Genomic DNA, 11,754 nt, shown 5'->3' on the forward strand with positions numbered 1-11,754 from the left:
CCGTCGAAGAACCGCTTACTGGCCGTCGTCGGAGTCCGACACGACCGCCTCGACCTCGGCGGGAGTGACGATACCGAGGTCTCCCGGGAGACTCCGCGTCAGCGCCGCCGTCGCTGCGCCGTACGTCAGCGCCGCGCCGACGTCCTCGTCGGCGAGCCACCGTGTGAGGAACCCCCCGACGAACGCGTCGTCGCTCCCTCCTGGTCGGCTGTGGGCCGTCTCGAACGCTGGCTGCTCGTATATCTGCTTCCGATGCGAGACGAGCGCCCCCTGGTCGCCCCGGAGCAACAGCACCGTCTCGACGTCGAACTGGCTTCGCACACCGTGTGCGACCTCGGTGGCGTCACCGTCGTAGTCGAACAGGACCTGGGCGTCGCGCGCGGTCACGACGAGCACGTCGACGTGTTCGACGAGCGCTTCGTAGTCTGCCCGTGCCTCCTCGACCGACCGGAGTTCCGGTCGGTGAGTCACGCCGAGGACGGTCCGTGTCTCCGCCTCCGCCGCCGTCGCGAGCACCGTGGCGGTCGTCTCCCTCGTCGTCTCCGACAGTGCGGCCGTGACGCCGCTCGTGTAGAACAGTGCCGCGTCTTCGACCAGCGTGAGGTCCAGATCGTCCGGACGGACGGTCGCCATCGGCGCGCCCTCCCGGTTGGTCAGGACGGTCCGTGCACGCGGGGCGTTGCCCTCCTCGACGAACTGTGTCGGCTGGTGGCCGTCGGCGGTCCACGAGACCGCCGTTCGGACGCCGTGTGTCCGCAGGTCGTCGACGACCCGTCGCCCGAGCGGCGAGTCGGGGACCGCCGACAGCCAGGCGGCGTCGAGACCGAGCCGCGAGGCGGCGACGGCGACGTTGCTCTCCGAGCCGGTCGTTCGGACCGAGAGCTGTGGGGCGGTCTCCAGGCGGTTCCCGTGCTGGGGGCTGAGACGGAGCATCGTCTCGCCGAAGGTAGCGATGTCTACCATCGGCGGCCTCCACGGCTGCGCGACGGCTGGCGGTCGGTGGTCGGTCGACCAGCGGGCGACCGGTCGGTTCGGTCCGAGTGTGGATGTGTGTGCATGATGGTCGTTGGGTGGTCGGTCAGTACGGGCAGTTGCCGCCGGATTTCTTCGGGACGCCGATGAAGTACGTGTCAGTGAGCGACCCGCTCGTGCTGGTGTAGTGGACCTCCATGATGAGGAACCCGCCCTCGACGAAGTCGTCGTCCGTGCTGAGTTCTACCGTCGTCTGGCCCTGGGCCGGGACAGTGATCAACGTCTCCAGCGGCGTGAGGTCGCCGTTGAGTTCGACGGCCGTCATCGGTGGGCCGTTGCGCACCGTGATGTTCGAGATATCGGGGCCGCTCGCACCCTGCGAGAAGAACCCGTTGATTCGCAGGTCGGTCGCGGTGACGTCGTCAGATCGGTCGTTGACGAACGTCAACTCGACGGTACACTTGTTGGGCGTGCTCGAGTCGATGAACACCTGGATGGGGAAGCCGTTGTTGATGCCACCACCGCTCCCGTTGTCGCCGCCCGTACCGACCGCGTCGTCCGTCGCGACGATCTCGTAGGTGACCGTGTTGACCGACGAGTCGCCGTCGGGGGCGGTCAGCGTGACGGTGTACGTCCCCACTTCGAGCGGCGTGAACCGAACCGTCGCGCGGCCAGCCTCGTTCGTACCGACGGTCGCGTTGTCGGTCCCGGACTCCGCGAAGTTCGCGTTGGGGCCGCTGATGTTCGCCTCGACGGTCGCACCGGCCTTCGTGTTCCCGAGGCGGTCACGCGTGCTGACGGTCAGCGGAATCGACTGGCCGATCTCGACCGTCAGGTTCGTCGTCGGGTCGCGCGGCTCCTCGCTGGCGAGGTAGTGGACCGTCCGCTTGGGCGTGTCACTGAACGTCACCTCGGTGAGTCGAACCGTGTACAGGCGGTCGCCCTCCAGGTCCAACGTGACCGTGTCGCCGGCGACCGCCGCCGAGACGTGGCCCACACCGTCGAGCAACGCGTCCCAGCGCTCCTGACTCAGCGTCGTGGGTAGCGTGATGGCACCGCCACCGGGGGCCGTCCGTAGCTGCAGGAACTCCCGCGAGGTGCTCACGGGCTTGGCCGTCACACCTGCCGTGGTGACGCTCTCCTGGTAGGTGCCGTTGACGAACGTGATGTCGATCTGGTTCCCGTCGTCGGAGACGACGCTCCCGTCGGAGTGGACCAGCGACTCTCCGTTGTCGAACTCCTTGGTCACCATCCCGTTCTCGAACCGGATGATGGGGTCCTGACTGTAGACGTTGTAGTTCGACTGGTACTCGAGCATCCTGGTGTCGAACGTCTTGTCGGTACCGTCCCAGTACTGCCCGTCGGCCGAACTGAGCCCCGACAGGGTCACCGTCGCCGGGTCGGTCGTCCGGAGCGACGCGATGGGCTGGCCCGGGTTCACCGCGACGGCGCGGTCGGGGTACTCGGGTGCGAGGTCGAGGCTCACCGACCGGGGCGAGCCGTCTGAACTGACCGCGCTGATGGCTCCCTGGAGTTCGTTCATCTCGGTCTCGACGACCTGGCTGTGTTTGAACTCCACCTGCTCGTTCTGCGCCGGGACGAGCTGTGACTGATACAGCGCCAGCGCTATGACGATGATGCCGAATATCAGCACGAACCCGACGACGGGCGAGACGCCTCGCTCGTCGTTCCAGTAGTCGGACAGCCCCTGCGTGATGTGTTTTGATAGTGTCATTTGTCTCTCCTCGATGTGGGTCAGATGATCGCGAAGACGAGCAGTGAGACCGTCGGGAGGCTCACGGCGTACTTCGCGCCGGTCAGCAGGTCGCCGTTGCGGATGTACCCCGCCAGGAACCCCGAGATGACCGCGTAGAGGGTGACGGCGTGGAACAACAGCAACGCCAGCAGGTCGGTGTCGATGTTGCCGGTGAGTTGTGTGGTCGCCGCCGTCCCACCGGAAGCGGTTTGTGACGCCGTGAGGTCGGCGATGACGTCGACGAACCGCACCTTCAGGATGGCCATCACCGCGAGCAACACGAGGAACGTCATGACGATGATGGTCACCTGCATGCGGGCCTGCGTGCGCTGTTCGCGTTCGATGGCGTCCTGGTTCTCGCTCGCCCGTGCGGCCGTCGTCAGGACCTCGCTGATGTGGCTCGACGCCTCCTGTGCTTTCCTGATGACGTTCACCGTCCGGGCGATTCGCGGGATGTGATACCGGTTGTTGAACTCGACGAGCGCCGAGTGGAGACTGACGCCGTAGTTCGCCTTCGCGTGCATCGTCTCGAACTCGTCCGCGAGCCTCCCGGTCGAGGTGTCGGCGACGAGTCGCACCGACTCGAGCAGCGTCAACCCGGTGTTGTTCGCGCTCGATAGCTTCCGCAGCGTCTCGGAGAACTTTCGGGTGATGCGCTCGCGACTCAGCAGACTCCACTCGTAGAACACCGCGAGCGGTAGCAGGTTGACGTAGAGTGGCATGTACACCCAGATGACGGTCCCGAGAACTGGCGCGTCGCTCAACTCGGCCGCCGACGTCGGGGCCGCACCACGCACCACGGCGAGGACGAGCAGCACCAGCGTCACGGGTACCGTGACCGCAAGCACCGCCAGCGGGTGCTCACGGAAGAACACGTGCGGTTTCTCGAGCAGACGCGCCGTCTCGAAGGTCCCTTCACGGCTCTCGATGCGGTCGAAGATCGCCGCCGTTCCGACGTAGCGCTCGACGAGTCCGAGGTCCGAGATGCTCGCGACGCCGCTCTTCGCGCGCCAGTCGCCGGTCTCGTCTTCGGGGCGGAGGTAGCCCGACCCGACCTCGTCCTCTTTGACCGTCGAGACGAGGACGATGAACGCGACCCCGATGATGGGGATGATCCCATAGACGGTCAGGTAGAGCAGCGAGATCGGTGCCTCGCCGATCATCTGCATCACGACGAGGATGATGATGAGCAGCAGCGGGAACAGCGAGAGCGTGATGTACATCTCACCGAAGAGGTCGATCGTCTCGAGCGTCTCTAGCTGTTCTTCTTTCGCGGTCCGGAGGTGGTGGTCTTTCTTGTCGTTCAGGAACTCGGTCATGTCGCCGCCGGAGTCGATGATCGAGAGCATGTCCGTGAGGAACTCGCTCAACTCCTTGCTCGGCGTGCGGATGGACTGGTTCCGAATCGCAGACCGGTAGTCCGTCCCGAAGTACTCGGTCTCGAGCATGACCGACTGGAACTCCCGAGAGACCTCGCCGTACGTGTCGTCGGCTTCGGCCATCGCCCGCAGAATCTCCAGTTGGTTCATCCCGCCGATCGACAGCGCGTACATGAACGAGACCGCGTCCGCGAGCAGGATGTTGATCTCGCGGCGACGAGCGCCGGCCGTCAGCCGTGGGCGGACGACGAACACGCCGAACCCGACGAACAGTCCGACGACCCCCGACAACACCCCGACGATGACGACCAGCAAGGGGATCTTTATCGCGTCGAACAGGGTGAGGAGCGGTCCCGCCGGGAGTATCGATATCGACGTCAGCTTCGGGGTGCCCTGGACGTACAGTTCGATGTAGGCGAACCCGAGCAGGGTGATCACGAGACCGAGGAACGCGCCGACGAGCGCACCCGCACCGATTCCGCGCGAGAGGTAGTGGTCGACGGTCTCGGGGATGCGTGCCTCGGCGAGCGTCTTCTCCATGTCACCGACGAAGTCGTCGTCCTCGTCGAACACCCGCCGGTATATCGGGTGGAAGAGGTCGGCGAGGGTGTCCCCACGCTCCTGGTACTCGCCACTGCCACCGATGAGGTCGGAGCGCTCGACGCTCATTCAGACCCTCTCACACCGTGCGACGTCGGGGCCGGGTCCGGTGACTCGTCGATGCCGTCGCCACCGTCGGCCTCCGCTCGCATCTCCGCCCCGGTCGCCGGTGGCGTCCGGTCGACCTGTGGAAGTGCGGCCGCCAGCCCCGGTGCGGTCTTGCCCCGGAAGGTCGCGAGCACCTCCTCGCCCTCGGCCAGCACGGCAGCGACGAGTTCTCGGAGCCGGTCGTCGGGTTCCGGGCGCGGAACCATCGCCTCCTTCTCGGAGGCGGTGTCGATCATGACGCTCTCCATCTCGCGCAGGCTGTCGAAGCTCTCTTCGAGTTCGTCGTTCGCGATGAGCGTCAACACCGTCTCGTGGTCGTTGATGAACGCCTGGAGGGTCGCGGCGACCTCCGTGTACGTGTTGAACCCCCGGTCGATGAGGTACGCGAGCACGAGTCTGCGGAGGAACAGTTCGCCCTGCAGGCGCTCTTCGTCCCATCCGCGGTCGAACATGATGTCCTCCAGGGTGTTCGACCGACCGCGTTGCAGGAACTCGTCGGTCGAGGCCTGCCACTGGAAGACGTCCTGGACGTTGATCTCGTCTTGCTCGCTGTTGTAGTAGTTGACCTCGGTGAGCACCTTCGAGCGGCGAACCTTCCTCCCGTGAATCCGGGTCGCCGTCTGGACGCTGATGAGGTCGAGCGCCGTGAACAGCGTCTTCGAGACGTTGATGGGGTCGGTCGTGAACCGTTTGATGACCTCCCCGACGTTGTCGGCGTGGAACGTCGTGTGGCTGGTGTGGCCGGTCGACATGACCTGGAACAGCGTCCGTCCCTCCTCACCGCGGACCTCCCCCATGATGAGGTGCTCGGGGCGCTGGCGCAGTGCGGCTTCGAGCAGGTCGTAGTCGTCGATGTCGCCGGCACCGTCGTGCGAGAACGACGGCCGGGTGACGCTCGCCACCCAGTTGCGCTGGGGTATCTCCAGTTCGCGGGTGTCCTCGATGGAGACGATCTTCGCCGTGCTGGGGATGAACAGACTCATCGCGTTGAGCGAGGTCGTCTTCCCCGACGCCGTCCCGCCCGCGAACAGCACCGAGCGGTCGTTCTCGATGCAGAGCCAGAGGAATGCCATCATGTCCAGGCTGAACGTGTGCCAGTTGATGAGGTCGACGGGCGTGTACGGGACGTCCTTGAACTGTCGAATCGTGTAGTTCGTTCCGTGACCAGAGACCTCTCGGCCCAGCGTGAGTTGCGCACGCGACCCGTCGGCGAGCGTGGCGTCGACCTGTGGCTGGCGCTTTGAGATACCCTTGTTCGAACGCTGGGCGAGCTTCACGACGAAGTCGTCGAGTTCCTGCTCGCCGTGGCTGACGTTCGTGATCAGCTGTTCGTGGTCGGAGTGGTAGACGAAGACGGGACTGTTGTACCCGTCACAGGAGATGTCCTCGACGTTGACGTCGTGTTTGATGCCGTCGATTCGTTCGTAGCCGACGAAGTCGCGAAGGAGCTGGCGGTGGATCTTCGCCACCTGGTACTCCGTCAGGCTCGTCGCGTCCTCCTCGATGACCGCTGGCTCCGGCCGAGCGGCGATACCCTGGATATTCTCGCCTTCGACGGTCGGCTCGGCGGTCATCCCGAAGAGCCCCTTGACTCGACCGAACAGCGCTGACTCGCTGTCGACGAAGGTCCCGCGGTAGAGGTCGTACCGGTCGAGCAGGCGCTCGGTCTCCTCTCGGATGATTGCTGCCCGTTCCTCCCCGCCACCCTTGACGATGAACCGGTCGCTGGAGTAGGTGATCGCGGTGCGGAGCTTCCCGGTGAGGAACTCGACGAGGTTGCGCTCGGTCGAGTTGAGGTGCGGTTCGACGAGGTAGTACTTGCGCTCGTTCTCCTTCTCGGAGTGGAAGATGACGACGAACGCGTAGGGTTTGTCGACCCAGTAGCGCGTCACCTCGCGGAAGTACCGCTTCTTCTCCATCGAGACGGCCTTCTCCAGGTCGTACCGGTTGACGATGGTGGTCCGGCCGTCCGGCATCGAGAAGAACTCGTCCTCGTCGACCGACTCGTCGACCGAGACCGTCCGCTCGTCGACGAGCGCTGAGAGGGTCTCCCCCGCTCCGGCCGCGGCCCCGAGCAGCTCCGACACGTCACTGCCGTCGACTAGGTCATCGCGCGTGAGGGCCGCACCTTCACTTCCGGCGTCGTCACCAGGGGGGGCGTCAGCCGCCATCGTCATCGCCCCCCGCCGTGTCGTTCGCCGCTCGGTCGGAATGTCTCGATTCTCGACATAAACCGACATTGACACTGAGCAGACACCAGCGTTCGAACTCCGCCTCGGTTCCAGAACGTCGGCGTCAGGACGCCTGGAGAGTTATCCTGAATCACACAGGCTGGTGAGAGTGTGGGGGCCTTTGCTAACGACCACTTGTAGAATTTTTAATAGTACCATTAGGATTGTATACTCAACCAGTTGTTCACTTTGAGTGTAATTTCCTAATACCCCCCACATCCACCGGTTGGCCATGTGCCTCCGCGGGCTGGGACCGACGTCGGTCTCGGTCGACCCGGTCGACCAGCGCCCGAGGGAAGCGCATGTGCGGATGGGACATCGGCCCGTCTCGCACCACAACCAAACCGACTCACGCATGCACACCACACCACAGGACCCGACGTTCGCCGGCATCGGCCGACGCGTCGGCCGACCCGACCTCGCCCCGACTCCCTCGGCCCGCGAGCAGGATGTGAGCACACGCGTGAGAGAGAACACTCAAACCAATGTTCGAAAAACTCAAACAACTGTTCAGTGAGGACCGCGCGGTAAGCCCTGTCGTTGGTGTCATCTTGATGGTCGCCATCGCAGTCATTCTCGCCGCCGTCATCGGGTTCTTCGTGCTCGATCTCGGCAGTGACCAGGAAGAAGCGCCTCAGGCGTCCATCGCGTTCGACTACGACGGTACCAACGTCGTCGCGACCCACCAGGGCGGGGACACGTTCAACGGTGCCGACGTCGAACTCCGCAACGGCGCAAACTCGGCGGCGTGGGGCACTGGTGCTGTTGATGCTGGCGACGCAAGTGGCACGATCGGTGCGACGGGTGGTGAGACGGTCAACGTCGTCTACACGTTCCCCAACGGCGACACGGCCATCCTCGGCTCCTACACGGTGCCCGCGTAAACCGACCACCTGACCTTCGGTCGGTCGCGGACCGTCACCGTTCCACGCGACACCAATTTTCTGCGGACACGTACTCCACGACCTCCTCCGACACGAGTGCCGGGTTCGGCGCAGCCGTCGCTCTACGCGTGTGTTCTCGAACTCGCCCGTGACGAACGTGGCGACCGAGCAACTGGAGTCTCTGTCTCGGCAAAACGCTCCCCTTCGAGGCGCGGATGGCCGTCGGGTTCCGGGCCAAACCCGACGGCGTCGCGGCGGCGGCCGATTGGATTCTGCCGGTGTAGACGAGAAAAGCGTCGTTTGCCGGCATTAGATAGTACGAGGCTCCTCATATAAACATGATGGGGTCTACGTCGGGAAACGACCTATGGGGGTCGTGGCCGTCGGTGTCGCCATGCACATTCGAGACGACCTGCGTTCGTTCGGCGACCGCGACTGGGACACCGACGTCGACACCACCCTGCGATTCGCGCTCGTCGGGCTCGGCGGGTTCGCGAAGAAGGCGGCGCTCCCGGCCATCGCCGACGCCGACTACTGCGACCCGACCGTGTTCGTCACCGGGTCGGCCGACGAGGTCCGTGACCTCGCCGCCGACCACGACGTCGACCACGTCGTCGACTACGACGCCTTCGCCGACGGCGAGGCGAGCGACGCCTACGACGCGGTGTACGTCGCCACGCCCAACGCGCTCCACCGCGAGCACGTCGAGGCGGCCGCGAACCTCGGGAAAGCAGTCGTCTCGGAGAAGCCGCTGGCCGACACCGTCGCCGACGCCGAAGCAGTCGTCGCCGCCTGCGAGGACGCCGGCGTCCCGCTGATGACGGCCTATCGGATGCAACTCGACCCCGCGATGCGTCGCCTGCGTGACTCCCTCGACGACCTCGTCGGCGACCCCGTCCAGTTCCACGGCGACTTCACGTTCGACGTGATGGGCGGGTCGCGCGGCCCCGACCAGTGGCGCATCGACCCCGACCTCGCCGGCGGCGGGGCGCTGTTCGACGTGGGCGTCTACCCGCTCAACACCGCTCGATTCCTGCTCGGCGAGGACCCCGTCGCCGTCTGGGGGCGGACGCGCGGCGAGGACCCGTTCGACGGGACGCCCCGACAGGACGACGACGGCGCGTACCGCGCCGCGGACGAACACGTCGGCTTCGGCGTCGAGTGGGCCGACTGCACCGGCCTGTTCACGGCCAACTTCTCCGGACAGGCGGGGGCGACGCTCACCGTCGTCGGTAGCGAGGGACGCGTCCGTATCGAGGACGCCTTCCAGCCGAAACGCGAGCGCCAAATCACGGTCGAGCGCGACGACGGGACCGTCGAACTGACCGTCCCCGCCACCGATGAACTGCGCGAGGAGTTCGACTACTTCGCCCACCAGGTCGCCACCGACGGCGACGTCGAACCCGACGGCGAGGACGGCCTGACCGACGTGCGGGCGCTCGCCGGCGTGCTACAGTCGGCGGCGACGGGCCGCCGAGTCCCCCTCGACTGACTCGCCGTTCGCAGATTCAGACTGTTAACACGAAACAAACTGTACCAACGTTCGAAAACAGTCCTCCGAACGTACCGAACGGTCACCGTTGCACCGGGTTAACTGACGGCAAACGAGAGTAACGGCGGAACAACTATGATGTGTGGGAGATTCGTGAGGGTATGGCGATTGGCCACACGAACGTCCGCTCGAAGTCCGAACGACTGTCCGAATGCGAGCGAATGCTCCGGACGTCGTTGTACATCACCACGTCAGACGTTGACACGGGGGCGGGCCGCTTCGAGGTTCACGACCCCGTGCCGTTGACGTTCGACGCCGACTCGTTCCGGTCGACCGTCGAGACGGTCGCGAGACGCCACGACCTCCGGGTCGAGTCGACCGACAGTCCGTTCCGACTCGTCGTCGCCGCCTGAAGCGGGCGGACGTCGTTCCGGTCCACGTTCTTCACGCGCTCGTCTCTTCCAGCGTCTGCTCCGACCGAGCGGCCGCTACAGTCGACGGTCCCCGAGCGCGGGGAACTCCGCGCGCACCGACGCGACGCGTTCGGGGTCGCAGTCGGCGAGGACGACCGTCCCCTCGTCGTCGGAGGACGCCAGCGTCGTCCCCCACGGGTCGAACACCGTCGAGCGCCCGCAGAGACGCGCGTCCTCGAACTGCCCGACCCCGTTGGCCGCACCGACGTACAGCAGGTTCTCGACGGCCCGTGCTCGCGGGAGGAGTCGCCAGTGTTCGACCCGTGGGTAGGGCCACGCGCTCGGGACGGCCACGAGCGTCGTGCCCGCGTCGACCAGCCGTCGGTACAACTCGGGGAATCGGAGGTCGTAGCAGGTCGTCGTCGCGACGGTGAACCCCTCGAACTCGACCGTCGGGAGCGACTCGCCGGCGACGAGCAGGTCGGACTCCGCCGAGTCGTACCCGAACAGGTGTCGCTTGCGGTACACCGCGCGGCGCTCGCCCGCACGGTCGAGGAACACCGAGGTGTTCGCGAGGCCCTCTTCGGCCGGTCCGTCGCTCGTCGTCGCGAGGTCCTCGACGATGCTCCCGGCGACGATTCCCACCTCGTGGTCGCGGGCGGCCTCCGCCAGTTCCGTCAGCGTCGGGCCGTCGAGCGACTCCGCGGTCCGGGCGTAGCTGTCGAACGCGAAGTAGCCGACGGTGAACAGCTCCGGGAGGACGACGAGGTCAGCGCCGCGGTCGGCCGCGTCGGCGACGGCCGAGACGGCCCGCTCGACGTTCTCCCGAACGTCGGTCGGTTCCACGTCGAGTTGCGCGAGTGCCAGTCGCATGCGGTCACTCGGTCGTCGCGAGTTCGCGACGTAACGCGGCTTCGAGGTTGTCGAGTTCGCCGTCGAGGTTGCGCTCGAAGTACTTCTCGACGCCCGGAAGCTTCCCGTCGACGGTGAAGCGGTTGACGAGTCTGGTGCCGTTCTCGTGGAGGACCAACTCGTGCTCCCCGACGACGCGCATCACCTTCGAGCGGCCGACGAACCGGACGTACTCGGGTGGCTCGACGTCCGTCTCGCGGGTCTCGACGGTCGCGGTCCGGTTGATCAGCGGGATGGGGAGTTTCACGTGCCACGTCGCGGTCCCCTCACCGGTCTCCTCGAACTCGTCGACGACGCTGATGGGTTCGGCGCGCTTGCGCGGGTCGGCGATGAACGCCCACACCGCCTCGGGGGCGGCGTCGAGGTCGAACGTCCGCTCGACTCGTACGGTCATACCGACCCTACGGACCGCAGGTAAAAACTACAGTGGGGTTGCGGCTAGGCACCGGGGGTGACGCGCCACGTCGTCGACTTCGCGCGACCCCACTTCTCTATCTCGACGTCGTCGGCGCTGTCGGCGAGTCGTGGCAGGCGCGCGCCGACCTGCTTCGCGGTGAGTCCGACCCCCTTCGCGATACGTTTAGCGCGGAAGTACTGATCGCCTTTCGCGACGCTGTCGCGAAGGTAATCGAGAATCTGCTGGTCTTCCTCGCTCATCTCTGCCATAGCCACCGCTAAGCGACTCGGCGGATTAACGGTTACGGCCGGCGGTCGGCGTCCGCGAGCGTCACTCCGCGAGGTGCAGCGCCGCGATGAGAATCGCGCCGGCGACCATCGCCGCGGCGAACCCCCACCCCGACAGCACCTTCATCTCGTCGAACGCGGCGACGAGCATCACGAGCGCCCCGCCGAACCCGAGCGCACCGAACAGCAACCCGAGGCCGAGGCCCATGTCCGAACCCGTAGACGTGTCCATACCGGTGGGTCGGGGAGCGACCGGATAAACCCCGTCGGTTCGCGTGAGCGTCCGCCGACCTGCGTCACTCCCCGGGCGTGACGCCTCGTGA

11 protein-coding genes are annotated in these 11,754 nt (G+C 65.9%); 3 read left to right on the plus strand and 8 right to left on the minus strand.

Annotation, left to right across the window (positions count from 1 at the left end; translation table 11 throughout):
• Nucleotides 1-15 precede the first annotated feature (15 nt).
• The 4 genes from M1L36_RS01995 to M1L36_RS02010 form a co-directional block, all read right to left on the minus strand.
• Complete coding sequence (locus M1L36_RS01995) at nt 16-963, minus strand: sugar kinase (protein WP_250872040.1); 948 nt, start codon at nt 961-963, stop codon at nt 16-18.
• A gap of 115 nt (nt 964-1,078) precedes the next feature.
• On the minus strand, nt 1,079-2,707 hold the full coding sequence (locus M1L36_RS02000) for an Ig-like domain-containing protein (protein WP_250872041.1): 1,629 nt from the start codon (nt 2,705-2,707) through the stop codon (nt 1,079-1,081).
• Between the two features lie 20 nt (nt 2,708-2,727).
• The gene (locus M1L36_RS02005; RefSeq protein ID WP_250872042.1) at nt 2,728-4,776 is read right to left on the minus strand and encodes a type II secretion system F family protein; all 2,049 of its coding nucleotides are present in this window, start codon (nt 4,774-4,776) and stop codon (nt 2,728-2,730) included.
• The gene (locus tag M1L36_RS02010) at nt 4,773-6,986 is read right to left on the minus strand and encodes a type II/IV secretion system ATPase subunit (protein WP_250872043.1); all 2,214 of its coding nucleotides are present in this window, start codon (nt 6,984-6,986) and stop codon (nt 4,773-4,775) included. Before M1L36_RS02010 ends, M1L36_RS02005 begins: the two co-directional genes overlap by 4 nt.
• Before the next feature lie 545 nt (nt 6,987-7,531).
• Between M1L36_RS02010 and M1L36_RS02015 the strand changes: the two genes are divergently transcribed.
• From M1L36_RS02015 to M1L36_RS02025, 3 genes are all read left to right on the plus strand, one after another.
• Nucleotides 7,532-7,930, plus strand: a complete 399-nt coding sequence (locus tag M1L36_RS02015) for a type IV pilin domain-containing protein (protein WP_250872044.1) — start codon at nt 7,532-7,534, stop codon at nt 7,928-7,930.
• 394 nt (nt 7,931-8,324) lie between these two features.
• Entirely contained in the window at nt 8,325-9,422 is a 1,098-nt protein-coding gene (gene gfo6 / locus M1L36_RS02020) for a D-xylose 1-dehydrogenase Gfo6 (RefSeq protein ID WP_250872045.1), read from the plus strand.
• A 161-nt stretch (nt 9,423-9,583) separates the two neighbouring features.
• On the plus strand, nt 9,584-9,835 hold the full coding sequence (locus M1L36_RS02025; protein ID WP_250872046.1) for a hypothetical protein: 252 nt from the start codon (nt 9,584-9,586) through the stop codon (nt 9,833-9,835).
• 75 nt (nt 9,836-9,910) lie between these two features.
• Here M1L36_RS02025 and M1L36_RS02030 read toward each other — a convergent pair whose 3' ends face one another.
• The 4 genes from M1L36_RS02030 to M1L36_RS02045 form a co-directional block, all read right to left on the minus strand.
• Nucleotides 9,911-10,708 carry a carbon-nitrogen family hydrolase gene (locus tag M1L36_RS02030; RefSeq protein ID WP_250872047.1) on the minus strand — a complete coding sequence of 266 codons (798 nt, stop codon included), beginning with the start codon at nt 10,706-10,708 and terminating at the stop codon, nt 9,911-9,913.
• A 4-nt stretch (nt 10,709-10,712) separates the two neighbouring features.
• The gene (locus M1L36_RS02035) at nt 10,713-11,141 is read right to left on the minus strand and encodes an SRPBCC family protein (RefSeq protein WP_250872048.1); all 429 of its coding nucleotides are present in this window, start codon (nt 11,139-11,141) and stop codon (nt 10,713-10,715) included.
• Nucleotides 11,142-11,185: 44 nt separating this feature from the next.
• Nucleotides 11,186-11,413: a DUF7123 family protein gene (locus M1L36_RS02040; protein WP_250872049.1), complete on the minus strand. Its 228-nt coding sequence runs from the start codon at nt 11,411-11,413 to the stop codon at nt 11,186-11,188.
• 61 nt (nt 11,414-11,474) lie between these two features.
• A complete protein-coding gene (locus M1L36_RS02045; RefSeq protein WP_250872050.1) occupies nt 11,475-11,663 on the minus strand; it encodes a DUF7525 family protein in 189 nt (62 codons plus the stop codon).
• Nucleotides 11,664-11,754 lie beyond the last annotated feature (91 nt).

The organism is Halomarina rubra (assembly GCF_023699475.1).
Lineage (GTDB): Archaea > Halobacteriota > Halobacteria > Halobacteriales > Haloarculaceae > Halomarina > Halomarina rubra.

Bases quoted from the DNA above. Each gene is read 5' to 3' on its own strand.
- M1L36_RS01995 (WP_250872040.1), bottom strand. From the start codon at position 963: ATGGTAGACATCGCTACCTTCGGCGAGACGATGCTCCGTCTCAGCCCC.
- M1L36_RS02000 (WP_250872041.1), bottom strand. From the start codon at position 2,707: ATGACACTATCAAAACACATCACGCAGGGGCTGTCCGACTACTGGAAC.
- M1L36_RS02005 (WP_250872042.1), bottom strand. From the start codon at position 4,776: ATGAGCGTCGAGCGCTCCGACCTCATCGGTGGCAGTGGCGAGTACCAG.
- M1L36_RS02010 (WP_250872043.1), bottom strand. From the start codon at position 6,986: ATGGCGGCTGACGCCCCCCCTGGTGACGACGCCGGAAGTGAAGGTGCG.
- M1L36_RS02015 (WP_250872044.1), top strand. From the start codon at position 7,532: ATGTTCGAAAAACTCAAACAACTGTTCAGTGAGGACCGCGCGGTAAGC.
- gfo6 (WP_250872045.1), top strand. From the start codon at position 8,325: ATGCACATTCGAGACGACCTGCGTTCGTTCGGCGACCGCGACTGGGAC.
- M1L36_RS02025 (WP_250872046.1), top strand. From the start codon at position 9,584: ATGGCGATTGGCCACACGAACGTCCGCTCGAAGTCCGAACGACTGTCC.
- M1L36_RS02030 (WP_250872047.1), bottom strand. From the start codon at position 10,708: ATGCGACTGGCACTCGCGCAACTCGACGTGGAACCGACCGACGTTCGG.
- M1L36_RS02035 (WP_250872048.1), bottom strand. From the start codon at position 11,141: ATGACCGTACGAGTCGAGCGGACGTTCGACCTCGACGCCGCCCCCGAG.
- M1L36_RS02040 (WP_250872049.1), bottom strand. From the start codon at position 11,413: ATGGCAGAGATGAGCGAGGAAGACCAGCAGATTCTCGATTACCTTCGC.
- M1L36_RS02045 (WP_250872050.1), bottom strand. From the start codon at position 11,663: ATGGACACGTCTACGGGTTCGGACATGGGCCTCGGCCTCGGGTTGCTG.